Source organism: Paenibacillus hodogayensis (genome assembly GCF_039536325.1).
GTDB classification, from domain to species: Bacteria; Bacillota; Bacilli; order Paenibacillales; family NBRC-103111; genus Paenibacillus_AB; species Paenibacillus_AB hodogayensis.
Genome location: NZ_BAAAYO010000002.1, coordinates 1 through 24,949, shown reverse-complemented (window position 1 = coordinate 24,949; position 24,949 = coordinate 1). Strand labels below are relative to the sequence as shown.

At 58.3% G+C, this 24,949-nt stretch carries 22 protein-coding genes and 1 other annotated feature; of the genes, 16 read left to right on the top strand and 6 right to left on the bottom strand.

The window, feature by feature from the left end; translation table 11 throughout:
* The first annotated feature begins 98 nt into the window (after nt 1–98).
* Together ABD796_RS05775 and ABD796_RS05770 are read left to right on the top strand one after the other, a co-directional pair.
* On the top strand, nt 99–938 hold the full coding sequence (locus tag ABD796_RS05775; protein ID WP_344904356.1) for an amidohydrolase family protein: 840 nt from the start codon (nt 99–101) through the stop codon (nt 936–938).
* Between the two features lie 181 nt (nt 939–1,119).
* Nucleotides 1,120–2,031, top strand: coding sequence for an aldo/keto reductase (locus ABD796_RS05770; RefSeq protein WP_344904353.1), 912 nt, complete (start codon nt 1,120–1,122; stop codon nt 2,029–2,031).
* A 17-nt stretch (nt 2,032–2,048) separates the two neighbouring features.
* Here the strand turns inward: ABD796_RS05770 and aspS are convergent, their stop codons facing one another.
* Entirely contained in the window at nt 2,049–3,356 is a 1,308-nt protein-coding gene (gene aspS / locus ABD796_RS05765; RefSeq protein WP_344904350.1) for an aspartate--tRNA(Asn) ligase, read from the bottom strand.
* Here aspS and ABD796_RS05760 point away from each other — a divergent pair.
* From ABD796_RS05760 to ABD796_RS05750, 3 genes are all read left to right on the top strand, one after another.
* Nucleotides 3,355–3,489 (top strand): hypothetical protein, encoded by a 135-nt coding sequence (locus ABD796_RS05760; RefSeq protein WP_344904347.1) that lies wholly within the window; start codon nt 3,355–3,357, stop codon nt 3,487–3,489. The two genes, aspS and ABD796_RS05760, sit on opposite strands and share 2 nt — an antisense overlap.
* Before the next feature lie 75 nt (nt 3,490–3,564).
* Nucleotides 3,565–3,807, bottom strand: a binding site (T-box leader).
* Between the two features lie 233 nt (nt 3,808–4,040).
* Nucleotides 4,041–5,702, top strand: coding sequence for a DUF4091 domain-containing protein (locus ABD796_RS05755; RefSeq protein ID WP_344904344.1), 1,662 nt, complete (start codon nt 4,041–4,043; stop codon nt 5,700–5,702).
* Nucleotides 5,703–5,873: 171 nt separating this feature from the next.
* Nucleotides 5,874–6,641: a sugar phosphate isomerase/epimerase family protein gene (locus tag ABD796_RS05750; RefSeq protein ID WP_344904341.1), complete on the top strand. Its 768-nt coding sequence runs from the start codon at nt 5,874–5,876 to the stop codon at nt 6,639–6,641.
* A 428-nt stretch (nt 6,642–7,069) separates the two neighbouring features.
* Here the strand turns inward: ABD796_RS05750 and ABD796_RS05745 are convergent, their stop codons facing one another.
* The 3 genes from ABD796_RS05745 to ABD796_RS05735 all read right to left on the bottom strand — a co-directional run bounded on the left by ABD796_RS05745 (nt 7,070) and on the right by ABD796_RS05735 (nt 10,376).
* Nucleotides 7,070–7,933 (bottom strand): helix-turn-helix transcriptional regulator, encoded by an 864-nt coding sequence (locus tag ABD796_RS05745; RefSeq protein WP_344904338.1) that lies wholly within the window; start codon nt 7,931–7,933, stop codon nt 7,070–7,072.
* A 135-nt stretch (nt 7,934–8,068) separates the two neighbouring features.
* Entirely contained in the window at nt 8,069–9,889 is a 1,821-nt protein-coding gene (locus ABD796_RS05740; protein WP_344904335.1) for a SulP family inorganic anion transporter, read from the bottom strand.
* A 160-nt stretch (nt 9,890–10,049) separates the two neighbouring features.
* Nucleotides 10,050–10,376, bottom strand: a complete 327-nt coding sequence (locus ABD796_RS05735; RefSeq protein WP_344904333.1) for an ArsR/SmtB family transcription factor — start codon at nt 10,374–10,376, stop codon at nt 10,050–10,052.
* Nucleotides 10,377–10,675: 299 nt separating this feature from the next.
* On the opposite strand from ABD796_RS05735, the gene ABD796_RS05730 reads away from it, so the two are divergent.
* Nucleotides 10,676–11,440 (top strand): sulfite exporter TauE/SafE family protein, encoded by a 765-nt coding sequence (locus ABD796_RS05730; RefSeq protein ID WP_344906257.1) that lies wholly within the window; start codon nt 10,676–10,678, stop codon nt 11,438–11,440.
* Nucleotides 11,441–11,522: 82 nt separating this feature from the next.
* Here ABD796_RS05730 and murQ read toward each other — a convergent pair whose 3' ends face one another.
* Both murQ and ABD796_RS05720 read right to left on the bottom strand, forming a co-directional pair.
* Nucleotides 11,523–12,437, bottom strand: a complete 915-nt coding sequence (murQ, locus tag ABD796_RS05725) for an N-acetylmuramic acid 6-phosphate etherase (protein ID WP_344904330.1) — start codon at nt 12,435–12,437, stop codon at nt 11,523–11,525.
* 22 nt (nt 12,438–12,459) lie between these two features.
* Entirely contained in the window at nt 12,460–13,395 is a 936-nt protein-coding gene (locus ABD796_RS05720; protein WP_344904327.1) for an N-acetylglucosamine kinase, read from the bottom strand.
* Nucleotides 13,396–13,565: 170 nt separating this feature from the next.
* Here ABD796_RS05720 and ABD796_RS05715 point away from each other — a divergent pair, with 170 nt between their 5' ends.
* The 10 genes from ABD796_RS05715 to ABD796_RS05670 all read left to right on the top strand — a co-directional run bounded on the left by ABD796_RS05715 (nt 13,566) and on the right by ABD796_RS05670 (nt 24,704).
* Entirely contained in the window at nt 13,566–13,745 is a 180-nt protein-coding gene (locus ABD796_RS05715) for a hypothetical protein (protein ID WP_344904322.1), read from the top strand.
* A gap of 44 nt (nt 13,746–13,789) precedes the next feature.
* On the top strand, nt 13,790–15,163 hold the full coding sequence (locus ABD796_RS05710; protein ID WP_344904318.1) for an ABC transporter substrate-binding protein: 1,374 nt from the start codon (nt 13,790–13,792) through the stop codon (nt 15,161–15,163).
* Nucleotides 15,164–15,415: 252 nt separating this feature from the next.
* Entirely contained in the window at nt 15,416–16,345 is a 930-nt protein-coding gene (locus ABD796_RS05705; RefSeq protein ID WP_344904313.1) for a carbohydrate ABC transporter permease, read from the top strand.
* Nucleotides 16,346–16,359: 14 nt separating this feature from the next.
* A complete protein-coding gene (locus ABD796_RS05700) occupies nt 16,360–17,193 on the top strand; it encodes a carbohydrate ABC transporter permease (RefSeq protein ID WP_344904310.1) in 834 nt (277 codons plus the stop codon).
* A gap of 49 nt (nt 17,194–17,242) precedes the next feature.
* The gene (locus ABD796_RS05695) at nt 17,243–18,358 is read left to right on the top strand and encodes an ABC transporter ATP-binding protein (protein ID WP_344904307.1); all 1,116 of its coding nucleotides are present in this window, start codon (nt 17,243–17,245) and stop codon (nt 18,356–18,358) included.
* 113 nt (nt 18,359–18,471) lie between these two features.
* A complete protein-coding gene (locus ABD796_RS05690) occupies nt 18,472–19,203 on the top strand; it encodes a DUF2189 domain-containing protein (RefSeq protein ID WP_344904304.1) in 732 nt (243 codons plus the stop codon).
* 40 nt (nt 19,204–19,243) lie between these two features.
* Nucleotides 19,244–20,431, top strand: coding sequence for an exo-beta-N-acetylmuramidase NamZ family protein (locus ABD796_RS05685; RefSeq protein ID WP_344904301.1), 1,188 nt, complete (start codon nt 19,244–19,246; stop codon nt 20,429–20,431).
* Between the two features lie 84 nt (nt 20,432–20,515).
* Nucleotides 20,516–22,204: a beta-N-acetylhexosaminidase gene (gene nagZ, locus ABD796_RS05680; protein WP_344904297.1), complete on the top strand. Its 1,689-nt coding sequence runs from the start codon at nt 20,516–20,518 to the stop codon at nt 22,202–22,204.
* Nucleotides 22,201–23,391, top strand: a complete 1,191-nt coding sequence (locus ABD796_RS05675; RefSeq protein ID WP_344904294.1) for an anhydro-N-acetylmuramic acid kinase — start codon at nt 22,201–22,203, stop codon at nt 23,389–23,391. The genes nagZ and ABD796_RS05675 overlap by 4 nt, the downstream gene beginning before the upstream one ends.
* A gap of 182 nt (nt 23,392–23,573) precedes the next feature.
* Nucleotides 23,574–24,704, top strand: a complete 1,131-nt coding sequence (locus ABD796_RS05670) for a serine hydrolase domain-containing protein (protein WP_344904291.1) — start codon at nt 23,574–23,576, stop codon at nt 24,702–24,704.
* Nucleotides 24,705–24,949: the final 245 nt, after the last annotated feature.

Genomic DNA, 24,949 nt, shown 5'->3' with positions numbered 1-24,949 from the left:
TTTGATTATAACGGAGATGGCCTACAATTTACTATATGGGAGACGGGTCAAATGAGAGCAATTCGCCGCATATTTCGCAAGAATGGGGAGGAAATGTCATGTATATAGACAGCCATGTTCATTTTTGGAGGCTGGACCGGGGCGATTACGACTGGCTGAAGCCGGGCAATACACTGTTGTACCGGGACTATTTGCCGGAACAATTGCTGCCGTCCTTGCACCGGCATCAGGTGGAAGGGCTGGTCATCGTCCAGGCGGCGCACACGGTCGAAGAGACGGATTATATGATTGATTTGGCCGAGCAGATTCCACTGCCCGTCCGCGTCATCGGGGGCCTGAATCCGCTGACCGAAACGTTCCGCGAGCAGCTTGAGCGTCTGGCGGGGCATCCCCGGTTCGCCGGAATTCGGGTCAACGGCAGCCTGCTCCGGGAGCAGGAAGGCATGTCCGGGGACGGGCTGAAGCAGGCGCTGCGCCTGCTGGAGCGGGCCGGTCTTGTGTTGGAGCTGCTCGTTCGCCCCGACGACCTTGCGGCGGCGGAGACGTATTTGAGGGACGTTCCCGGACTGACGGCGGTCATCGATCATCTGGGAGTCCCTCCCGTCCGCGAGCAGCTTATGGACCCATGGGCAGAGCTTATGGAAAATATGGCCGCGCTCCCGAACGTCGCCGTCAAGCTGTCCGGCATGATTACGCAAGCCGGAGGATACGACCCCGAACGGCTAAACCCGTACGTTCGGCACTTGACGGATTCATTCGGTCCCGGACGGCTTCTGTTCGGCAGCGATTGGCCGGTCGCCCTGCTCGGCGGCGGATACGACGACGTGGTGCGGCTGTTCGAAGAGCTGCTCCCGGCCGAATGGAGCGAGCGGGATAAGAGCCTTGTACGCGCGGAAAACGCCAGACGCCTATACGGCTTGCCCCCGGCGCAAGCTTAGTACAAAGTCAGACCTCAAACCGTATTCATGAAATGGACGAATCCCTTGCACCGCAAAGGATCGAGTCTTCCCGAATACACAGGATTAGCTCTGATTTTTTACTGGAGCAAGGGCGGAAGGATAACGTTTTGGGTTCGACGAAATCAAGCGATTTTGACGACGACAGGGAGGAATGGAAGAAATGGAATATACGACATTGGGCCGTACGGGACTGAAGGTATCCCGACTTGGGCTCGGCGGGGCTCCGCTGGCGGGCGGTTTCGGTCAGACCGATCCGGGAGAAGTGCAGCGGATGATCCACGAGGCGCTGGATGCGGGAATTACGTTTATCGATACCGCTCCCCTCTACGGGAAGGGAGAATCCGAGAAGCGGATCGGCGAAGCGCTGGTCGGCCGGCGTGACCGGGTCGTGCTCGCTACGAAAGCCGCCACCTCCGACCGGATCTACGATTACGAAACCGTCTACCAGTCGGTGGAGGACAGTCTTCGCCGTCTGCAGACGGACTGGGTGGATGTGCTGCAGCTTCACGACGTCGAGACCCAATCGTTCGACCGCGTCATGAACGAGGCCGTACCTGCATTGGACCGGTTAAGACGGGAAGGGAAGGTCCGTCATATCGGCGTCAGTACCCGCAAGCTTTCGCTATTGGAGCGGTATATGCATACGGGCGTTTTCGATACGATTCAATTTTACGTGCGCTATATGCTGATCGACCATACGGCCAAGGACGCGGTCATCCCGCTCGCCGAGCGGCTGAATATCGGGGTGATCAATGGCAGCGTGCTAGGCATGGGGCTGCTGGCGGACTCGCCTGCTTCTTTTATGCAGAAAGACATCGTCATACAGGCGCAGGAGAGGATGGAGCGTATCGCCTTCCTACGCCGTACGTCGAATGGAGGGCTTATCGAACCGGGCATGCGCTTCAGTCTCGGCCACCCCGGCATCGCCGTAACGTTGACCGGGGCGGAAAACTCCGAGGTGATCCGAAGGAATGTCCAATTTTGCGACGGCCGGGGTCTTGCTCCGGAAGAGCAAGAGGCCGTCTACAAGCTATTCGACCGGGAGGCGCTGTTTCCGGACCGCCCAGATTGAAGGTTCGGCCAAGCCGTTCAGGGCGTCAGCCGGCTCCGGTCCCGCGGAAAGGCGGACGCCTCGCGCACATTGGCTTGCCCGAGCAGCCGCGACGTCAGCCGTTCCAGCCCTATGGCGAAACCGCCGTGGGGCGGCATGCCGTAGCGGAACAGGTCGAGATAGCCGGCGAAGCTGCCGGGGTCGAGCCCGCGCTCGCGGATGGAGTCGGCAAGCTGGCCGTAGTCGTGGATGCGCAGCCCTCCGGTCGTAATTTCCAGACCGTTGAACAGCAGGTCGAACGACGCGGTCAGCGTGCCGTCCTCCGGCGCCGGCATGGCGTACATCGGGCGGATGTCGCGCGGATAGCGCGTCACGAACACGAACGCCGGTTTGTTCAGCTCGCTTACGTACCGGCACAGAAGACGCTCGCCTTCCGGGTCCAGGTCTCCTTTGGGAGACGTCTTGCCGTACCGCTGCTGCAAAATGCGCTGCGCCTCGGCGACCGGAATGCGCGGAATGTCCCGCGGCATCGGCAGTTCGACGCCGAGCAGCGCCAGCTCCGGCCCGCACGTCCGCGCGACCTCGCCGAACATATGGCGCAGCAGCTCCTCCTCCAGCTCCATCAGCTCTTCCTCGGAGCGGATGAAGCCCATCTCGACGTCGAGCGAGACGTATTCGTTCAGATGACGGGACGTATCGTGCTCCTCGGCCCGGTAGACGGGCGCGATCTCGAACACCCGCTCGTATCCGGCCCCGACCATCATCTGCTTGTAAAATTGCGGCGATTGGGCCAAATAAGCCCGCCGTCCGAAATAATCGACCGGAAACAGGTTGGAACCGCCCTCGGTGCCGGCGGCCACAAGCTTCGGCGTGAAAATCTGGGTGAAGCCGCGCCCGCTCATGAATTCCCGGAACGCCCCGGCCAAGGCGGACTGGACGGTAAAGGTCGCATGCGTCTGCGGATGGCGAAGCGAAAGGGCCCGATGATCGAGCATCGTGTCCAGCCGGGCCGGGATCGTCTTCTTGTTCAATTCAAACGGCAAAGGGGCGGCGGCGCTCAGACAGTCTACGGAGGCGGCGCGCAGCTCGGCGCCTCCCGGCGCTTTCGGCGCTAGGACGGCTACGCCGCTCACGGCGACGACCGATTCCGGGGCAAGCGCGGCATTGGCCAGCTCCCCCTCCAGTACGCATTGCGCGATGCCGCTGCGGTCACGCACATTCAGGAAGGCGAGGCCGCCCAGGCGCCGGATACTGTGCACCCAGCCTTCGAGCATAACCGGCTGTTCCGCATAGTCGGGGAGATTCGCGCACAGCGTGCGCGGCTGAACGGATGAATGGGTTGACATGGTTTATACACTCCTCGTGGTTCGATCTCCGGTTGGCATCCGGTCGATCGTCATAATGGCTTTTGCCGAAATGGTTGTTGTTATCGTCGTCATCATCATCGTCGCCGTCGTCCATGCGCATCACCTCCCCTGAAATATACGTCCACAACGTAACCCCGCCTTCCGTACGTCCGGCAATCCCGAACATGCAGAAAAACCCCGTCCCCACAAAAGGGACGAGGTTCGATATAACGGCTCGCGGTACCACCCTGATTATCACGCGGCGAAGCGCGATCGCTCAAAGCCCCGTAACGAGGGGGACGTCCGCTCCTACCGGATCGCAAGCGTCAGCGATCGTTCAGGCGGAACTCGCCGGTGTCGTTCCCCCGGTCGCGGCCGCCGTCCTCCCAGCCTAGGGACGGCTCTCTGTGCGCTGCGGAATCGGCGTACTTCTCCGGTTCATCGTTTTCGTTGTTTGAATTATAATATTCACTTTATTCGGAAATGTCAAACATTTTCCCTGAGGCGGGCTTCCGAAATCTGATCCGAAGAGTTGTTCTCTTATTGCAGCAGCTCCTGAGATTATGATCGTATAGATTCGCAAGTGCGGCTATGATATGATAATGCTGAGTGAATATGTTCTTTTAATTTCATTTGGTTTCATTTATCAAATCATACGTTTCCTAATCAAAGGAGGAGCTACACTTGACCGCCGCCCATTCATCTTTCACTACCCGCACCATCAGCTCGCTCGAGAAAGTGTTTGCCGACGAAGAGCTGCAAGCCGCCGAGTTCCGCCGCGCTACCGCTTTGCAAAAGGAAACGTTTTCTTATCAGGTTGCCTACCGCTCTGCCAAACTGGCCAAAAAGATCCAGATTCGGGTCGAATCCGCACTGGCATCGAGCATCGCCGTCCGTACGGTCGGACTGGTCCCCGCCGAGATGCCGGTGTATCACGACCATGATGAACACGTGCTGCGCTCCACGCCGGGCTTGTATCCCGATCCCTTGCTGCCCGTAACGGAAGCGGAAGGCTTGACCGGTCTGCCGCACCAATGGCGCTCTATTTGGGTAACGGTCGACTTGTCCGCAGGGGTGCCGGCAGGCTCCTATCCGATTACGGTCGTCTTTACGGGCCAGGACGGTCAGGAGCTCGCCCGCGAGACGCTGGAGCTGGACGTGCTGGCTGCCGCCCTGCCGGAGCAGAAGCTGATTCATACGGAATGGTTTCATACGGATTGCCTCGCCACTTATTACGGGGTCGACGTCTTCAGCGAGCGTTATTGGGAAATCGTCGACAACTATGTGAAAACGGCGGTCGCCCATGGCATCAATATGCTGCTGACGCCTCTGTTCACTCCGCCGCTCGATACGGCGATCGGCGGCGAACGGCCGACCGTGCAGCTCGTGGATGTAGAGAAGGCCGGCGATGCCTATACGTTCGGCTTCGAGAAGCTGAAGCGCTGGGTCGAGATGTGCGACCGGAACGGCGTGCGCTATTTCGAGCTGTCCCATCTGTTTACCCAGTGGGGGGCGAAACATGCGCCTAAGATAGTCGCTGTCGAGGACGGAGAGACGAAGCGGATTTTCGGCTGGGATACGGACGCCACCGGGGAGGGCTACAAAAGCTTCTTGGAGCAGTTTTTGCCGGAGCTGGTCGGGTTCATCCGCAGCAACGGGCTGGAGGAACGGGTATACTTTCACGTATCCGACGAGCCTCACAAGGACCACATTCCGTGGTACGAGAGCGCCAGCCGTTTGCTGAAACGGTTTGTCGGCGATTTCCCGTCGATCGACGCGCTGTCGGACTACGATTTTTATGAAAAAGGGCTTGTGCCGACGCCAGTACCGGCAAGCAACCATATTGAGCCGTTTTTGCAAAACGCCGTGCCCGGCTTGTGGACCTATTATTGCTGTTCCCAGTACAAGCAGGTGGCCAACCGGTTCATCAGCATGCCGTCTGCCCGCAACCGCGTGTTAGGCTTGCAGCTATACAAGTTTCAGATCGCCGGCTTTTTGCACTGGGGCTATAATTTCTGGTATGCGCAATACTCGCGTTTTCCGATCGATCCGTATCGCAATACGGATGCGAACTACGCCTTCCCGTCCGGCGATCCGTTCGTCGTCTATCCGGGCGAGGACGGCACTCCGGTAGAGTCGCTGCGGCTCGAAGTGTTCCGCGAAGCGCTTCAGGACCTGCGGGCGCTTACGCTGCTCGAATCGCTGATCGGCCGCGAGCGGACGCTGGAGCTGATGGAGCAAGGAACGGACGCCCCGATTACGTTCGACGTTTATCCGCGGGACGCGGCTTGGCTGCTCGCATGCCGCGAAAGAATCAACGAAGCGATCCGCAGCCATACGGCTTAAACGGAAGGACCCCTGCCAGCGTTCGACGGCAAGGGGTCTTTTCGCATGGCTGGGCGATTGATAGCCAGATTCGCTATCTTTTTTGTGTATCCGGCATGTACAGGAACTGCGGCGTATGGTTAGATGGTAACGAAGAAGGATTTGCACAGACCATTGATGAGGTGATCGCTGATGAGCTCCTGGAAAGTCGGGATTCAATTGTATACGCTCCGCGAAGAAACGTCCAAAGATTTCGTCGGAGCTTTGCGCAAAGTAGCCGAAGCGGGCTTCGCTGGCGTCGAATTTGCCGGTTACGGCGGGCTGGAAGCGGGCGAGCTGAAGAAGCTGCTCGACGAGCTGGGGCTGAAAGCGATCGGCAGCCATGTCGGGATCAAACGGCTGGAGGAAGCGCTTGACGAGGAAATCGCCTTCAATAAGACGATCGGCAGCTCTTACATCGTTTGTCCGGGGCTGGGTAAGGAATACCGTGACAGCGAAGAGGCATGGCGCAGAACGTTCGGCCTGCTGGAAGACATTGGCCGCAAGTGCGCGGAGCAGGGCATTCCGTTCGGCTACCACAACCATGCGTTCGAGCTGGAAGAAAACGTCGGCGACCAAACGGCGCTGGCCGCTCTGTTCGATACGGTACCGGCCGGCACGCTCAAGGTGGAGCTGGACTCCGCTTGGGTTTATGCAGCCGGTCACGACCCGATCGCGACGATCGGCAAGTATGCCGGGCGCATTCCGCTCGTTCATTTCAAGGACCTGCGCCGCACCGAGGAAGGCAAATGGCTGACCGTCGAGCTTGGCACGGGCTCGGTCGATCTGAAGGCGATCGCCAACGCGGCGGACGAAGCCGGAGCGGAATGGCTGATCTACGAGCAGGACCTTACGCAAAACCCGCCGTTCGAAGCGATGGCAAACAGCATCGGCTGGATCAAGGCAAACGGATTGGCATAAATGGATAGCTGAATACGACGTACGCATAATCGAGTCCCGCTTTTCAACGTAAAGTTGAAGGGCGGGGCTTTTCCTTGTTGGGGGACGCAAGCTGTCGGGCGTACTGCAATAATTTGAACGGCAATCGAAAGAATGTCCTATAGTGAAGAAGGTGGCTTATCGCTGCTTCCTTCCGGATCGTCCACCAACTCGGCTATGCGCCGACGACGGGCAGCTATCATGTCAGCTCCGCATCGGAAGCGGCAGCGTTGTCCGGGGTATGGGTAGACAGTGCCGACGAAACGCATATTACGGTCTCCTTCGCGACGGCTCCGCCAAACGGCGCGGCAGTGAAATTGAACTGGCTGGTCCGGTAAAGTTGTCTTCGTGGAACGTCGGTTTGGCACGGTGGTCGCCCGCAGCCTTGCAAGACGGGCGGTCTACTGGTCTCACCCTGCCGGCCCAGCCGGGCCGATGCCCTCCGTCTCCCCTTCCCGCCCCGCCGGCTGCCGCAGCAGCTCCAACTGGTATCGTTTCGGCGAGATCCCGTAGCGGGCGCGGAACGTCCGGTGAAAGTACGAATAGCTGCTAAAGCCGGACAGCTCGGCGATCTGTTCCAGCGACATCGGGCTGTACAGCATCCGCTCCCTCGCAATGGAAAGCCGCATGCGCAGCGCATATTGCATAATGCTTTGGCCGAAGCAGGCTTTGAACAAATGAACCGCCCGGGACGTACTCAGCCCGACGTTGCGGGCGACATCCTCCAGCTTGAACGATTCGAGAGCGTGCTCCTCGACGTAATTGCGCATTCGCTGTGCCAGGAACGATTGACCGCCGTCGGCTCTGGCCGAGTGGGCGGTCATCTCGCGGTCGACGGTCAGGCAGAAGATGCGCATGTAATAATCGGTAATTTGTTTATAAGGGCGCTTCCTCCGGTAATGCTCCAATACGATCTGGCGGCAGATGGAGAGCAGGTCGTCGTGCAATGGGATGCTGATCAAGGCGGGCCGCGTCCGCTCCTGCCACCATTGATCCAGCCATTCCCCGCGGCAAAAGAAGTAGTAATCGCCGCTGGCAACAGCCGACTCGCCGGAAGCCTGCGTCTCGGCTTCGACTTGCAGCTCATACGGGTCGCCGGGCTTGAGCGCCAGCAAATCCCCCGTTTCGACGGTGCGGAGCGTGCCGTCGACCAGCACTTTGCACCGGCCCTCGGACTGAAAACGGAATAAGTAATGGGTCAGTCCGGGATAAGCCTCCGATAGAAACGGCTTCGTATGGTACGAATAGCCGGCCGTCAGCACCTCGCATTGCATCGCATCATTCTTCCTTCCCTTGCGGTTGTGTTGGCCGCGTCAAGTCGTTCTGCTGCCTTCATTGTATAAGGGAGCATCGAGCAATGCAAATGCAGGAGGCATATCCATTTGCGGGAATAAACTGGCCTTGCGGACTTAACAATCGGGAGGAACGCCCGTCGCCGAAGCGGGGTACGGCGCAGGCTCGCGTTCCCGGTCGCAGGCCGTTTCTGCGGTAGACACAGCCCTCGCGACGCCCTTTTGTCCGTCTCCGGCAGCCCAGGCGGCGCATTCCCGGAATGCGGACTGCCGGCAGCCCAGGCACCGATTCGCGTCCACCTCGCCCAGCGCGTAACGCACGGCGTCTCCCGTATGGTCGAAAAAGCGGCTTTCCCCGATCGCCCGGACCAAGCCGTGCTTTTTCAAACAGGATTTGGGACCCGGAGAAATGCCGGAGACGAGCACCATACAGGCGGAACGCGCCGACCGCTTGACGATATGCTCCAGCGCAGCCGCTCCGGAAGCGTCGACGAACGAAACCTTCCCCAAGCGAAGCAGCAGTACGTGTGGCTGCCGGTGCAGCTCGTCGATCATGCGGGCTTCGAACAGGCTGGCGGAGCCGAAGAACAGAGGCCCCTCGACCGTATAAATGGCGATCTGCGGACAGTCGCGGCCTTCGGTCACAAGGTGCCCCTTCCCATTCTCGTCAGGCTCTGCCGGGTCGGGCAGCATCTGCCGGACCGTCAGGACATCCCGCATCCGCTTCACGAAGAGGAGAATCGCCAGACCGAGTCCGGCCGCTACGGCCGTAGGCAAATCGATAAGCACTGTAAGCGCGAACGTAACCGCGGCCACGAGGGAATCTCCGGTTTTTGCGCCGATCAGCCGGGCAAACGTCTTCCTTTCGCTCATATTCCAAGCCACCAGCATCAGGATCGGCGCCATGCCGGCGAGCGGAATCGCGGAAGCGAGCGGCGCGCCCAGCACCAGAACGAGCAAGACAACGAGCGCGTGAATCATTCCCGAGAAGGGGGAGACGGCGCCGCTCTTGATATTGGTGGCCGTGCGAGCGATCGCCCCGGTGGCGGGAATTCCTCCGAACAGCGGGGCGACGATATTGGCGATCCCTTGACCGACGAGCTCCCGATTGCTGCGATGCTTGTCGTCCGTCATGCCGTCCGCGACGACGGCAGACAACAGGGACTCGATCCCGCCGAGCAGGGCGATGACCAGAGCCGAAGGAAACAGCTGAAGCGCCAGATCGAGGGACATGGGCGGGAAGGCGAACGTGGGCAGCGCATCCGGAATCGCTCCGTAGGCGGAGCCGATCGTCGCCAGCTTTCCTTTAAACATAGAGGCTGCTACGACGGTGGAGGCGACAAGCCCGGCCAAAGAAGCAGGAAGCTTCGGAAACAGCTTGGGGAAGACGAGCAGGACGGTCAGACTGATAGCCGCGGTAATGATACTGTAAAGGTTCGCGGAGGCAAGGTGGGTGACGATTTCCTGCATGGTGGCCCAAAACCGCTCATGCTTGGGCAGGTGATCCAGTCCCAGGAAGTTGGCAATTTGCCCGGTAAAGATAATAACGGCTATCCCCGACGTGAATCCGACGACGACCGGTTTGGGAATGAACTGAATCCACGCGCCGAGCTTGAGCAATCCCATCACAAGGAGAATAACCCCGGCCATCATGCCGGCCAGGAGGAGGTGCGCGTATCCGTATTGCAGCACGATGCCGAGCAAAACCGGCACGAACGCGCCGGTAGGACCGCCGATCTGAAACCGGGAGCCGCCGAACAAGGCGATGAGAAACCCGGCGACGATGGCCGTGTAAAGGCCTAATTGGGGCTTCACCCCCGAAGCGATGGCGAACGACATGGCGAGCGGAATCGCCACGACCCCTACGATTGTCCCTGCAAGAAGATCTCTGCGCAAGGAACGGATGCTGTACCCTTCAAATCTCCCCGACCCTCTCATTCCAAAACCTTCTTACTTTTCGTATTTTATAAATATTATAAATATTATAAATATTATAAATTTTATATATTTGATTATTTGAATATATGGCGAATATACACCCGTAATTCCGGTTTTGTCAATCGGCAAATAAGATGCGCCCGGCGAACGCATCTTGCCCTTACTTGGTTCGGATGTTCTCCAGCATGGAAATGGCGTCTACAAGATGATTGTCGAAAATTTGCTTGGCTACGGCCAACAGATCTTTGATCAGAGGGTCCCGAAGGGAGTAAATGACCGAAGTGCCGTCCTTCGTGCCGCTTACGACGTTTTTGCTGCGTAAAACAGCCAGCTGCTGGGATACGGCCGAGCCTTCGCTTTCCAGTATGCTCTGAAGCTCATTGACGTTTTTGTCCCCTTCGCTTAATACCTCCAAAATTCGAATGCGCATAGGGTGAGCCAACGCTTTAAAAAATTCCGCTTTAAATTGCTGGACTTCACGATTCATGGATGCAGTCCCCTTACAGAAAAAAGATTTTGTATTCGCACGTTTAAACTGTATCATATTCAATGGGGCAGTCCAATCCTTTCTTGTCCGCACTCATACGGCCGTCTCCGTCGGCGGCCAAAATACCGTTCCGGCGGGCACCGACGAGCCCGGCAAGGAATACACTGCCTTTAGGCCAATGCGGGCGGTAAGGACGGTGGGTCCGTCCGAAAAGAAATGGTTTACAGACTGGGTAAAACCCCCTATAATCCTAGTATATTAATCGGATATGATTGACGCGGAGGAGAAACACGATGGAGATGGACTGGGGCATCTCGCTGCTCGGATTGCTGGTCGGTTTTTTGGTCGGTTTGACCGGCGTGGGAGGGGCGGCGCTGCTGACTCCGATATTGGTGCTCGTGGGCATTAACCCGACCTTGGCGGTCGGGACGGATTTATTTTACAACTCGGTAACGAAGCTGTTCGGGACGATTCAACATTTCCGGCAGAAGACGGTGGAAATACGCCTTGTGTTTTTCTTGGCCGCGGGTAGTATCCCCGGCGCGGTCGTATCGATTGTCGCTTTGCACCAGTTTTCTTCCTTTTATCATAATCAGGAGCAGATCGTTCGCTTCGCGCTCGGCATTATGCTGATCGTGGTGGCGGTGCTGACGATCGCCAAGCAGCTGTTCGAGCGGAAGGGATCGGAAAATCGCTGGCAGGCGAAGCCGCTCGAACAGAAGAAGGCCATGACCATTGGAATCGGTTTCGTGCTGGGCTTTATCGTCGGTCTAACCTCGATCGGCTCGGGCTCGCTGTTCGCGATCGCGCTTATGTATTTGTACCGGATTCAAGCCTCCAGACTGGTCGGCACCGATATCGCCCATGCGCTGCTGCTCGTAACCGCAGCGGGGCTGCTGCATGCCAGCTACGGCAACGTCGACTTCGGGCTGGCGTTCCAGCTCTTGATCGGCTCGGTGCCCGGCGTCTGGATCGGCAGTTCCTTAAGCGCCAAGCTGCCATCGAAGCCGCTGCGCGCCATTATGGCCTCGCTTATTCTGATCAGCGGGCTCAAGCTGCTGTAAGGGCTGTGCTCGGCCCCCAACGACAAAAATGAAGCCAAAAACCCTCGAAGCCAGCGGGCCTCGAGGGTTTTTGGTCATACTGTCAGTTCGTTTGCGCTGCCGGGTCGATGGCCCCGCGCACAAAGCCGCCGCTTTGCTCCAGCAGTTTTCCGGCTTGCGTCCTGTCTACGCCGGCAAGCAGCATCACGATCGCGGTTTTCACGTGGCCGTCCGCCAGTCGGTACGCTTCGTCGATCTGCTCCTGCGAAGCCTGGGTCGCCATGCCGATAATCCGTTTGGCCCGGTGGACCAGCTTGCCGTTCGTCGGCTGCAGGTCGACCATCAGGTTGCCGTACACTTTGCCCAGGCGGATCATCGCGGAGGTCGACAGCATATTTAGCACCAGCTTCTGCGCCGTTCCTGCCTTCATGCGGGTTGAGCCGAGTATCGCTTCCGGTCCGACGACCGCTTCAATCATAAGATCGGCGATGCCGATCATCGGTGTATGGTGATTGTTGCACAGCCCCACCACGTAAGCCCCCAGCTCTTTAGCCCGCTTCATGGCGCCGATCACATAGGGCGTCCGTCCGCTGGCGGCGATGCCGACCACGGTGTCTTTGGGGCCGATCGCGTGCTCGTTCATATCTTGAGCGCCAAGCTCTTCATTATCCTCAGCGCCTTCTACGGCATCCTTAACTGCGCGGAACCCGCCGGCGATCAATCCCTGCACGAGCGAAGGATCGGTGCCGAAGGTCGGCGGGCATTCGCTGGCATCGAGGATGCCGAGACGTCCGCTCGTTCCCGCGCCCACATAGAACAGCCTGCCTCCGCTGCGAAACGAACGGACGATATGATCCACGGCTTCGGCGATTTGCGGCGTCAGCGCCCCTAGCGCATCGGCAATCAGCCGGTCCTCGTTGTTGATCAGCTTGACGATCTCCTCTGTTGGCAGCCGGTCTATCTGTTTCGTGCGTTCGTTCACCTGCTCCGTTGTCAGTTCGTTCAGCAAATTGCTCATTCCGTCTAGCCCCTTTATCTTGTCAGTTTTGTCGTAGTTGTCGCCAAGCGAGCAGCGCGGCGCCGTATGCCGGCTCTCGCGTCGCCGGATGAATCCGGATCAGCGGCGCATGGAGCAGCAGCTCCTGTCGGAACGTCTCCGCGAATCGTTTGGCGTAATGAAAGATCGAGCCGGTCGTGACCAGGCTGCATTGTTCGAACCAGGCGTCTTTGCGGATCAGCGCGGCTGCCGTATCGGACAAGTCCTTGGCCGCCTGATCCATAATGGTTCTGGCGACGGCATCGCCTTGTTCGTCGGCGCGGATGCACAGCTCCGCAAACTTGGCGATATCGTGTTTCTTCATATGAGGTTGATAAATATAAGTGCGCAGATCGGTAATCGCCTGAAAGCCGTAAGCCTCCACGATCATGGCGCCGAGCATCGTCGGCCGTTCGATCCCGTCATGACTGCGCATCGCGGCGCGCAGCGTCCGGATGCCGATGTCGTACCCGCTGCCTTCGTCGCCCAGCAGGTTCCCCCAACCGCCAACGCGGTATTTGTTCCGCTCTTCCGTCAGCCCGTATGCGATCGAGCCGGTGCCCGATATGACGATGATGCCCCGGTCGTCTCCAAGCGTCGCCATCAGCGCGATTTGCGCATCATTGTTCATGAAGATGGCGAAGGTCAGCTTGTGTCTGGTCCGATAATCTTCCATATAAGAAAGGAAGCGCGCCCGTTCCTCCACGGTGTCGACGCCGGATAAGCCGAGACAGATGGCGGAGCAGGTCATCGTTTGCGTTTCGGGAAAGGCAAATACCCGGTCCAGCAGTGTTTCCATGTGACGGACAGCCATTTCGAATGTAATGGCGTGAGGGTTGGTCGAATCGACCGTAAAACCGCGCCATTCCCGTCCATCCTCGGCGAGCAGAAGCGCTTCGGTCTTCGTGCCCCCGCCGTCAATGCCAATGACGTAATGCAACACTGTTCACCCGCTTATTCCATGCTAATCGCATAGTATTGGATTATAAAATCGCTTGTGCATGTTCTCTTGTCAGTTCAAGTATAAGGGAATGCTAAGGCTTTGTAAAATAAAATTTATCGATATTAAATTATTGTTGAAATATTATTTCCTAGGCGATATAATAGCCCATGTGGACGTTAGCCTCTCCATATGGCAGTCAGGAAAGCCGTCTGTTGCCGGTTCGGCGGTTTGCAGAAGCAGAAAGAAAACGTTTTCGGGAACATAACGGATGGAAGGACATTGTCCGTCTCTTCATCATTCCCCGGGAAACATTTTTGAATAACAAGCCGGGCATGATTGCAAACTAAACGGAAACTGCCGAATTCAACCAACAATCAAGGGGGAACGAGAAATGAAATTGAACAAATGGCTTTCCATAGCCATGGTAGTCGTGTTTGCTACCGTTACCGCAGCATGCGGAAAGACGGCGGAAACGCCTCAGGCGGACGGTTCGACACCAAGCGCGGCACCCGATACTGTTAAAGTGTGGACTTATCCGGTTCATGCCAAATATGAGGACGATATCAAGCAGTTGGTTGCCGATTTCAATAAAACGAATCCTAACATTAAAGTAGAATACGAAGTATTGTCCTGGGCCGAAGGGCCGAAAAAATTCGACGTCGCCCTCAATGCCGGCAATCCGCCCGATCTGTACTTCAGCGGCATGAACGGTCAATACGTCAACACGGGCTTGGCTCTGCCGATCGACAGCTACATGACCGACGAGATCAAGAATGACTACCTGCCCGGAACGCTGGATACGATGAAGTTCGGCGGCAAGCAATACGGCATGCCTTTGTACCAGTCGCTTTGGGGTTGGGGAGCGAATAAGCGCATCCTCGAAGAAGCGGGCGTCGATTACAAGAAGATTCAAGAGAACGGCTGGACGTGGGACGAGTTTCTCGAAGCGGCCAAGAAGCTGAACAAAAAGCTGCCTGACGGCAACACGCAATATGCGCTCGTAACCGACGGCTCGTCGATCGACTTCCTCGATATGATCAGCCGCAGCGCCGGCCTGGTCGACGCGGTGGACGAGAAGGGCAACTTCATCTGGAACGACAGCAAAATTGCCGACGCCATCGGTTTTATCAGCAAGCTTGTTAAGGACGGCGTGCTGCCGAAAGAAACGGTCGCCCTGCAGCCGGCCAAGCGCTCGGAAATGTTCTATGCCGGACAAGCGGCCATTATCAGCAAAGCGATTCCTTATTACGACGTTATGATCGACAACCGCAACAAGGACATCGATTCCGGCAAGGTGCAAGGCGAGAAGATCGAATATATCCAGCTCCCGGTTCCGCACTCTTCGTCGGTTAAAGGCTACGGCGTAACGGCGGGCGCAGGCGAAGGCTATGTCGCGTTTACGCAAAAGGGCGCAACCAGCGACCAGCACAAGAAAAATACGTTCCTGGTAATGGAAGCGCTGAGCGGCGCCAAAGCCGGCAATTCCGCCAACGAGCTCTGTCTGCCGTTCGTGCGCAAATCGCAGGCGAAAGAGTTCGAGGGCAAAGGTTTGGCCAAGCCGATCAACTTTACGGTATCGCAAAAAATGCGCGAAACGCTTGCTCCGCAAGTATCGCTCACCATTGATGTCGACAAAGCGGCCAAGCTGAAGCAGTACCGCGAGCAAGTGGAAAGACCGATCTTCCAAGCGCTGCTTACGGGCGAGAAGACGCCTGAAGCGGCTGTAGAAGAGCTGAAGAGCAAAGGGCAGCAAATGCTGCGCTAAGCAGGCAAACCTTTAACGGTTCAAAACGCGAGGGAAGAGCGATCGGTGCGGGAGCGGATACGACGGCTTCCGCGTCCGGCCCATTGCCGCGGAGCCGCCCCGGCGTCGACGCTGTTCCGTGCGCGTACTTGAAGCATGACGGACCAACGCCCTGTATGGCAGCATATGGGGCGTTTCACGTCATGTGTTAGACTGCATTCCGGATAAGCTTCTCTTGCGAACAAAACCGGAATTTGATTGAGGAGGATTGTAATGAACAATAGATCGGTCGGTGCAATACCGGGACCGAAGGCTCCGAACTCGAAATTCGTTCAGTTCTGGAAAGATTACGGCTGGGCGTACTTGTTCATCTTGGCCCCGGTGCTGCTATTTTTGCTGTTTACGTTTTACCCGGTCATCTCGGCCTTTCTGATGAGCTTTCAGAAATATAACGTGCTGCAGTCCAAATGGATCGGCTTTGACAATTATACTTACATGATCAAGGACGAAGTGTTCTGGAAATCGATCAAAAACACGGTGATTTTCACCGTAGGCACCGTGCCGGTCAATATCGCGATCACGTTTATACTGGCATTCTTTATTTTCCAGATGAAAAACGGCTGGCAAACGTTCTTCAAGGCTTCGTTGTATTTGCCGGCAGTAGCGTCCGGCGTAACGATCTCGCTCGTCTGGCTGGCGATCTTCGATCCGACCGCCTCCGGCTTGATGAACCGCGTCATCGGCCTGTTCGGCCTCGATCCGGTCGTCTGGCTCGGACAGTCGAACAAGGCTTTGTTCTCGCTGATGCTGATGAACTACCTGGGCGCTCACGGCAGCGGCATTATATTGTATTTGGCGGCTATGGGCGGCATTCCGAAATCGCTCTACGAGGCGGCTGACATCGACCACGCCAGCGGCTGGGCGAAGTTTGGCAAGATTACGTGGCCTCTGCTCAAGCCTACGACGCTGTATTTGATGGTAACCGGAGTAATCACATCGTTCCAGGTGTTTATCAGCGTTTACCTGATGACGTCCGGGGGACCGAACTACGCCACGACTACAATTGCCTATCTCGTGTACCAGTCGGCGTTCGTGTTCTACGATTTTGGCCTCGCCTCCGCGCAATCGTTCGTACTGGCCGGCATTATCGTGCTCGTTTCGGTCATTCAGTTCAAATTTTTCTCGTCGGATATTGAATATTAAGGAGGCGGTCGCTAGTGTCCAAGCAATCCAAAGTGATATTCATCAGCATTGCGGCGGCCGTTCTGCTGCTTTGGGTCATCATTACGATCATCCCGCTGTACTGGATGGTCATCGGCTCGTTCCAGGATTCGCAATCGTCGGCTTCTTTCCGGCCGCAAATGTGGCCCAGCATATGGTCCATCGCTCCTTATGAACGGTTTTTTACGAAAACGAACGCTTTGCGCTGGTTGTTCAATTCGTTGTTCGTCTCGGCGGTCATTACCGTCACCAACCTGTTCTTTGCTTCCCTGTCCGGCTACGCGTTCGCCAAGCTGAAGTTTCCCGGACGCGACTCGATCTTCTGGGTGCTGCTCAGCACGATGATGATCCCGGCTCAAGTTACGCTCATTCCGCTGTACGTATTGGTCATCAACGTGTTCAACCTGGCCGATTCGTATACTGCGATCATATTGCCGTCCATCGTTACGGTAGGCAACATATTCCTGATGAAGCAGTACATGTCCACCTTGCCCACCTCGCTTATTCATGCGGCGCGGATCGACGCTTGCAGCGAGTTCGGTATTTTCCGCAAAATTATATTGCCGATGGCGAAGCCGGGCTTGGCCGTATTGGCGATCTTCACCTTCGTCGCGAGCTGGAACGACTTCTTCTGGCCGCTGCTTGTCACGCAAACCGATCAAATGCGCACGATTCAGGTCGGCCTGGCCAGCTTCCGATTCGCCGAAGCGACCGACTTCGGGGCGATTATGGCCGGTGCGACGATCGGCGCGCTGCCGATGATGGTGCTGTTCTTCGCGCTGCAACGATATTTCCTGCAGGGCATTACGATCGGAGCGGTAAAAGGATAAGGGCTTGTCGCAACAGGACCGCTCACGATGTCATTTAGGAGGGAACCGCATGGCTCAAGTTGAATTTAAGCATGTAATCAAGGAATACCACGACGAAAAGCGCGGAACGTTCACCGCCGTATCGGATTCGAATTTCGTCATTCAGGATAAAGAGTTCGTCGTGTTCGTCGGCCCTTCGGGCTGCGGCAAAACGACGTCGCTGCGCATGATCGCCGGTCTGGAGACGCAGTCGAGCGGAGATATCATTATCGGCGACCGGATCGTCAACAATCTGCACCCGAAAGACCGCGATATCGCCATGGTGTTCCAGGACTATGCGCTGTATCCGCATATGACGATCAAGGAAAACTTGTCGTTCGGGCTGAAAAACCTGAAGCGCCCGAAAGCGGAGATCGAGCAAAAGGTAATGGACGCCTCGAACATTCTCGGCTTGACCGAAATGCTCGACCGCAAGCCGAAGGAGCTTAGCGGCGGGCAGCGTCAGCGGGTTGCCGTAGGCCGCGCGATCGTCCGCGATCCGCAGGTGTTCCTGTTTGACGAGCCGCTGTCCAACCTGGACGCCAAGCTGCGCATCCAGATGCGCGTCGAACTGGCCGAACTGCACAAGCGTCTCGGCGCGACGATCGTGTACGTCACCCACGACCAGGTGGAAGCGATGACGCTCGGCGAGCGGATCGTCGTCATGAACAAGGGGCGCGTGCAGCAGATCGCTTCCCCGTCGGTGCTGTACAACCAGCCCCAAAATATGTTCGTGGCCGGATTTATCGGCTCCCCGGCGATGAATTTCATGGATGCCCGCTTCGAGAACGGCAAAGCTCATCTGGAAGGCGCGACCTTCACTTTGAGCGAAGCGCAGATCCGGGCGTTGAAAGCTTACGAAGGACAGCCGGTTACAATGGGCGTCAGACCGGAGCATATTTACGACCCGCTGTTCGCGCAAAAGATGGACATTTCGGACGTTAACTCGATGAACGCGACCGTTCAGGTGATCGAGCATTTGGGAGCGGAGACGCTGGTCTACTTCCGCGTCGGCGAGCGGATGGTGACGGCACGGGTCAATCCGGAGACGGATATTCGGCTCGGTCAGACGATCACCTTTATATTCGACCCGAACAAAATGCACTTCTTCGATCCGAAGACGGAAGAACGTATCGCGGTCCAATAAGAAGACCCTTTGGGCGGGCGGCTCTGCCCGGCGGACTATTCGTCTGCCGGAGGCAGGGGCGTCCCGGCCGGTTAAGGTCCGGCGTCGTTTTGTATGAAAGGAGATGCAAGGGAATGCGTAAACTTAGCAACATTGTCATTCAATCGGCAAAAAGGGTGTATCAAGACATTGTCCCCGTCGCGCTGCTCAGCATCGTCGGGGCATTGCTGCTTGTACCGTTCGTTTTTTTGCTGCCGGTCGGCCTATCGCTGCTGGTGCTGCCTTTCCTGTTCGTACCGCTTTGCGCAGGGGCGCTCCATGCCAGTCACCGGATGATGAAAGGCGCGAAGCTGAAGGTGCGGACGATGTTTGCCGGAGCTTGGACGTTTTTGCTGCCTTCTTTTGCGCTTGCCGTCGTGTATTCGCTGTTCTCCTTGATCATCGTATCGACCTGGTGGTATTACGGGGGCCGGTCCGGCACATTGTCCCTGGCGCTTGCCGTATTCCAGACCTATTTCGTGGCGATGGTGCTCGTCTCGCAAGTGTATGCTCTCCCGCTGATCGTGCAGGAGCGCATGGGCGTTTTTGCCGCTATGGGACGCAGCGTGAAGCTGTTTTTGCGCCATCCGGGCTATACGATCGGAGCGTTTATCCAATTGCTGTGCCTAACCGTGCTGCTCGGGATTACGATCGTCGGTTTCGGCTGCTTGTTCCTTGGCATGTACGGCATCTATGCGAATCTCGTGACCGCCAACGTGTTGGGCCGGTTCGAGAAAGAGGACGGCGAGAACGGCTCCTCCAAAGAAGAGACGCTTCAGCCTTTGCCGGGAGAACGGTTTGACGCCGCGTCGGCTATAGGGAGATAAGCCGGATGCAGGCGTAGGGAGAGGGAAGGTGGGGAAAACGATGACATACGTTTCGAGAACCATTCCGCAGGTGCGGACAGGGGCGGATCAGCTCGAGGAAGCGTCGGCTACGGTGTTTGCCGGCGCCCGCGTCGGCTTGGTGACTTGCGCCGCTGCGCTCGACAGTAAGTTCGTGCCGACGGTGGACCGCTGCGGGGCGTTGACCGACGCCAAGCTGACGGCGCTGTTCGCCTGCGAGCACGGCATTCGCGGCGAACGGCAAGCGGGAGTCTTATTCGGCGACGAAACAGACCCCCGCTTCGGCGTTCCGGTATTCAGCCTGTACGGAGACACGAAGAAGCCGACCGAGGCGATGCTGTCGCATGTGGACGTCGTGCTGTTCGATATTCAAGATATCGGCGTCCGTTTTTTTACTTATTTGGCTACGCTTTCTTATGTGATGGAAGCATGCGCGCAAGTCGGCAAAGCTTTGATTGTCCTCGACCGTCCGAATCCGTTCGGGGGCAACGGCTGCGAGGGCGGCAAGCTGGTTCCCGGCTTCGAATCGTTCGTCGGCATCGCTCCGGTTCCGTTTCTGACCGGGATGACGCTCGGCGAATTTGCCATGTACATGAACAGTCGTTTGGAGAAGCCGTGCGAATTGAAGGTGGTGCGTCTGGAAGGATGGCGGCGGACGATGGGGTTTGCCGAGACCGGCCTGCCTTGGATCATGACGTCTCCCAATACGCCGACGCTCGATTCTTGCCGCGTCTATCCCGGCACATGTTTGTTCGAAGGTACGAATGTTTCGGAGGGCCGGGGGACGACGAGACCGTTCGAATTGGTCGGGGCCCCTTGGCTGGACGGCAGTCGGCTGGCGGCGGAGATGAACCGGCAAAGCTTGCCGGGCGTGCATTTCCAGCCGGTCTATTTTACGCCGACGTTTTCCAAGCATCAGGGCGAGTTATGCTCCGGGGTTCAGCTCTATGTGACCGATCCGGCGTCGTTCCGCGCGGTGGAGACGGGGCTGCGGCTTGTCCATCAGGCATCCAGGCTGGCGCCGGACCGTTTCGATTGGATTCCGCCGTTTAAGGAAGGGCGCAAGCCGTTCATCGACTATTTGAGCGGCAGCGAGCTGGTGCGCACCCAAGCACACGATGCGCAGGAAGTCGAGCGGATCGTGGAGCGGTGGAACCTTGAGGCCGACGAATGGAAACGCGAGCGCGAGCCTTATCTTCTTTATGAGTAACGATAGCACGGGGGCGAAGCGGAAACGTTTTGAACGATTACAGATGGAATAGCTATGATTTGGGGTACTGAGGAGGAGAAGACGTTGAGCGACACGAGCAGAGGAAATAGGGCGGCGCCGGGCGCTGTCGCGGAGCAGCTATCCGCGATGACGCTGCGTCAAAAAATCGGGCAATTGCTTCATTGCGGCTTTCACGGCTTCGAGCCGGGCGAGGACATTTCCCGGTTGATCCGCGAGCGGCATATCGGCGGGGTTATTTTGTTTGCCCGCAATGTGCGCGACGTTCGTCAGGTGGCGGCGATGAATGCCGGCTTGCAGCGGATCGCCGAGGAGGCGGGCGTCCCGCCGCTGACGATCGCGATCGATCAGGAAGGCGGCATGGTTGCCCGTTTGACCGAGGGCGTAGCCCTGATGCCGGGTAATATGGCCATAGCGGCCGGCGGAGAGCCCGAAGCGGCCTACGAGGCCGCCCGGATTACAGGGGAGGAGCTGCGCGCGCTGGGCGTCAATCTGAATTACGCGCCGGTGCTGGACGTGAATGTGAACCCGGCGAATCCGGTTATCGGAGTGCGTTCTTATGGCGAGTCCTCGCAGCTGGTAGGCGATTACGGCGTGCAAGCGATCGCAGGCTTGCAGGAAGCAGGCGTGACCGCCACGGCCAAGCATTTTCCGGGACACGGGGATACCGATACGGACTCCCATCTGGATTTGCCAACGATCGGGCACGCGCGGGAACGGATTTACGAGGTCGAGCTGGCGCCGTTCCGGCGGGCCATCGAGGCAGGTATCGATGCGATCATGTCCTCTCATATTTATTTCCCTTCGTTCGAAACGGAAAAGCTGCCGGTTACGCTGTCCCGCAACGTGCTGACCGGGCTGCTGCGCGAGGAATTGGGCTTCCAGGGCGTTATCATGACCGATTGCATGGAAATGAAGGCGATCTTCGATCATTACGGCACGGTCGCCGCCGCGGTCATGGCCGTTGAAGCGGGAGCCGACTGCGTGCTGATCAGCCACCGTCACGATTTGCAGGAAGAGGCGATCGAAGCGTTGGTCGCGGCTGTGGAGAGCGGGCGTATTAGCGAGGCGCGTATCGACGCTTCCGTTGAGCGGCTGCTTGCGATGAAGCATAAGCGCGGAGTAACGGCGGAAACCGTAGCGACGGCTGCGGACGAAGCTTATTTCGCCGGCGAGGCGTTTCGCAAGGTCGGCAGCCCCGAGCACCGCGAGACGGCGCGGCGTATCAGCGAAGCGAGCGTGACGATCGTCAAGGCGGAGGACGGGATGCTTCCGCTCGGGCGGGAACGGACGCTCGTGATCGGCGTACAGGCGACAGCCGTGTCCGAGGTTGACGAATCGCTCGACCTGCCGCTGACGCTCGGTCAGGCGCTGGCCGCCCAAGGCGTGGATACGGAGGAACGCTCGATCCCGCTTGACCGCGTTGCCGAGCATACCGATGAACTGGTCCGGCTGGCCTCGGGCTTCAAGCAAATCGTCATCGGCACGTACAACGCCTCCCTCCGGCCCGAACAGGCGGCGTTCGTCCGTGCTATACTGGATACAGGAGCACGGCCGGTCGTCGTGGCGCTGCGCAATCCTTACGATATCGCGGCTTTCCCGGACGTTCCGGCGTATATCGCCGTCTACGAATCGCGGCCGCTCGCTTTGCAGTCTGCAGCGAAGGCGCTCGCCGGATCGATTCGCCCGCACGGGCGGCTGCCCGTATCCATCTCGCCGGAATATCCGGCTTACACGGGAGGTCAACCTTCATGATCGCCAATTTGATTGCCAAGCCGTCCCGGCTGATTATCGGTCTGATGTCCGGCACGTCGCTGGACGGCGTAGATGCCGCCATCGTGAAGGTGGAGGGCAGCGGGCTGGATACGAAGACGGAGCTGCTCTCGTTCACGACGGTCGCGTACGACGACACGCTGCGCGAGAAGCTGAAGGAGCTGTGCAGCCTAGAGCATTCCGATGTGGCGAAAGTATGCGGGATGAACTTTTATATCGCCGACGTATTGGCGGACGCAGCCGAACGGGCCGTCCGGGAAGCCGGGCTGACCATGAACGACATCGACCTCATCAGCTCGCACGGCCAGACGATCTGGCATATTCCGGCCGCCGACCCCGCCGACTGGTCGCTCGTGCGCTCGACGCTGCAGATCGGCGACCTTTCCGTGATCGCCAAGCGTACCGGCAAGCCGGTCGTCGGCGACTACCGGACCGCCGATATGGCCGTAGGCGGGCAAGGGGCGCCGCTTGTGCCTTACGCCGATTTTATTCTGTTTCGTCATGAAGCGAAGGGACGGATTCTGCAAAATATCGGCGGCATCGGCAACTGCGCGGCGATTCCGGCCGGCGGTTTGCCGGAGCAGGTCGTCGCCTTCGATACGGGGCCGGGAAATATGCTGATCGATCAGGCGGTCCATACACTGTCCGGCGGCGCCAAAAGCTATGACGACGGAGGGCAATGGGCAGCGCAGGGGGCGGCGGACGAGACGATCGTGGCGGAGATGATGAGCCATCCGTATTTCTCCATGCCGCTGCCCAAGACGACTGGACGGGAGCTGTTCGGCAAAGCTTATGCGCAGCAATGGATCGGGCGGATGCGGGAGAAAGGTCTGTCCGACGCCGACATCGTAGGGACGTTCACGGCGTTCACGGCGCATTCGATCGCCCGGAGCTACCGTGATTACGTGCTGCCGGTCATGACCGTGCATGAGATCGTCGTGTCGGGAGGAGGCGCTCACAATCGGACGCTGCTGGCGATGATCGCCGGTCTGCTGCCGGAGCAGACGGTTACTTCCACCGATGCACTCGGCATGTCGAGCGACGCCAAGGAAGCAGTGGCGTTCGCGTTGTTCGGGAACAACTTTTTGTTCGGCGTGCCGAACACGCTGCCTTCGGCTACGGGCGCGCCTGTGGCGACGATTATGGGCAAGCTGGCTTTGCCGGGGTAAGGAGTGGCGACCGGAGCAGAATCGCCGATTCGGCGGGTGCTGTCGGCTGCGGGCTGTCGCGCGCAAGGCGCGGGCAGCCCTGCCGCTTCTTCTTTTGTGGAAGCGCTTATACTAGATCAGGTCAACCAAATAACGGAACGGCCGTGCGATGCGGACGTTTTCAGGGAGAGAGGCGTAACGGAATGAGCGAGCTTCATACAAGTACGGCTGTGCAAGCGAATATGGACCCGGAGCGGATCGGGGATGCGTTCCGGCTGCTGGACGAGGCGGTCGCGCGTGGCGATACGCCGGGCGGCGCGGCGCTGATCGGCCGCCATGGCCGGATAGCCGGCGTACATACTGCCGGGCAGGCGCATACGTCCGCAACGTCCGGATCGGACGGAGACGGCTCCATTGCCGTTAAGACGGATACGATCTACGACTGCGCCTCCTTGACCAAGGTGGTGGCGACGCTGCCGCTTATTTTGCTGCTTACGGACCGGGGACGGTTGAGGCTCGGGGACCCGGTTGCCGAGTATATCCCCGCCTTCGCGGCGGCGGGAAAATCGGCCGTAACGGTCAAGCAGCTGCTGTCGCACACGTCCGGCCTGCTGTCCCACAAGGACTTGTACTCGCACGGCTGGTCCCCGGACGAGGTGAAGGCGCATATTTACGCTCAGCCGCTCGAATACGAGCCCGGAACGAAGATGGTGTACAGCGACCTCGGTTTCATTACGCTGGGGGAGATCGCTTCGGTTTTGTTCGGCGAGCCGCTTGCGGCTGCTGCGACCAAGCATGTGTTCGAGCCGCTCGGCATGACGGATACGCGCTATTTGCCCTCGGAAGAGCTGCTTCCGCGCATCGCCGCGACCGAATACGACGATGCTCTCGATCGGCACAAATGGGGAGAGGTGCATGACGAGAACTGCGGAGCGTTGGGTGGAGCGAGCGGCCATGCCGGTCTGTTCTCGACGGCTGGCGATCTGGCGAAGTATGCCGCCATGTGGCTGGCCGGCGGCAAGGGCGGGCAGGGGCGTCTGCTCAGCGAAGCGGCCGTAGCGACAGCTATTCGCAGCCATACGGACGGACTGCCGGCCAACCGCGGCTTGGGCTGGGTGCTTCAAGGCGACCCTTGGGACGCCTCCGGCGACCTCCTGTCTCCGCGCTGCTTCGGCCATACCGGTTTCACCGGAACGAGCATCTGGATGGACCCGGCGAAAGACTGCTTCGCGGTGCTGCTTACGAACCGGGTGCATTACGGGCGGGAGAAGTCGGTCGTGCGGCTGCGCAATTGCTTCCACAACGTCGTGGCGGCGGCTTGCCTGCCGGAATAAGGAAGAGGCCGGAGGAAGGATGCCGTTTATTTTAAAATAACGGCTCAATCAGTGCTTGACCCATGATGATGTTGACTGGAGCGCGCAGGGAGAGAATGTCGTTGGAGGGAAGGCCGCCGCTTTGTACGATATTTCATACAGGAAACGATCTTTCCCAGGCAATGACGACTGTTTTATATGAAATATGGACTTATGTCAAGAAAGTGGACAGTGAATTAAGGAACCTTTAGCTGGAGCGGCGTTTG

Bases quoted from the DNA above. Each gene is read 5' to 3' on its own strand.
- ABD796_RS05685 (WP_344904301.1), top strand. From the start codon at position 19,244: ATGACATACGTTTCGAGAACCATTCCGCAGGTGCGGACAGGGGCGGAT.
- ABD796_RS05675 (WP_344904294.1), top strand. From the start codon at position 22,201: ATGATCGCCAATTTGATTGCCAAGCCGTCCCGGCTGATTATCGGTCTG.
- aspS (WP_344904350.1), bottom strand. From the start codon at position 3,356: ATGTCAACCCATTCATCCGTTCAGCCGCGCACGCTGTGCGCGAATCTC.
- ABD796_RS05710 (WP_344904318.1), top strand. From the start codon at position 13,790: ATGAAATTGAACAAATGGCTTTCCATAGCCATGGTAGTCGTGTTTGCT.
- ABD796_RS05670 (WP_344904291.1), top strand. From the start codon at position 23,574: ATGAGCGAGCTTCATACAAGTACGGCTGTGCAAGCGAATATGGACCCG.
- ABD796_RS05760 (WP_344904347.1), top strand. From the start codon at position 3,355: ATGGTTTATACACTCCTCGTGGTTCGATCTCCGGTTGGCATCCGGTCG.
- ABD796_RS05750 (WP_344904341.1), top strand. From the start codon at position 5,874: ATGAGCTCCTGGAAAGTCGGGATTCAATTGTATACGCTCCGCGAAGAA.
- ABD796_RS05735 (WP_344904333.1), bottom strand. From the start codon at position 10,376: ATGAATCGTGAAGTCCAGCAATTTAAAGCGGAATTTTTTAAAGCGTTG.
- ABD796_RS05770 (WP_344904353.1), top strand. From the start codon at position 1,120: ATGGAATATACGACATTGGGCCGTACGGGACTGAAGGTATCCCGACTT.
- ABD796_RS05745 (WP_344904338.1), bottom strand. From the start codon at position 7,933: ATGCAATGCGAGGTGCTGACGGCCGGCTATTCGTACCATACGAAGCCG.
- ABD796_RS05740 (WP_344904335.1), bottom strand. From the start codon at position 9,889: ATGAGAGGGTCGGGGAGATTTGAAGGGTACAGCATCCGTTCCTTGCGC.
- ABD796_RS05695 (WP_344904307.1), top strand. From the start codon at position 17,243: ATGGCTCAAGTTGAATTTAAGCATGTAATCAAGGAATACCACGACGAA.
- ABD796_RS05715 (WP_344904322.1), top strand. From the start codon at position 13,566: ATGTGGACGTTAGCCTCTCCATATGGCAGTCAGGAAAGCCGTCTGTTG.
- ABD796_RS05705 (WP_344904313.1), top strand. From the start codon at position 15,416: ATGAACAATAGATCGGTCGGTGCAATACCGGGACCGAAGGCTCCGAAC.
- murQ (WP_344904330.1), bottom strand. From the start codon at position 12,437: ATGAGCAATTTGCTGAACGAACTGACAACGGAGCAGGTGAACGAACGC.
- ABD796_RS05730 (WP_344906257.1), top strand. From the start codon at position 10,676: ATGGACTGGGGCATCTCGCTGCTCGGATTGCTGGTCGGTTTTTTGGTC.
- ABD796_RS05690 (WP_344904304.1), top strand. From the start codon at position 18,472: ATGCGTAAACTTAGCAACATTGTCATTCAATCGGCAAAAAGGGTGTAT.
- ABD796_RS05775 (WP_344904356.1), top strand. From the start codon at position 99: ATGTATATAGACAGCCATGTTCATTTTTGGAGGCTGGACCGGGGCGAT.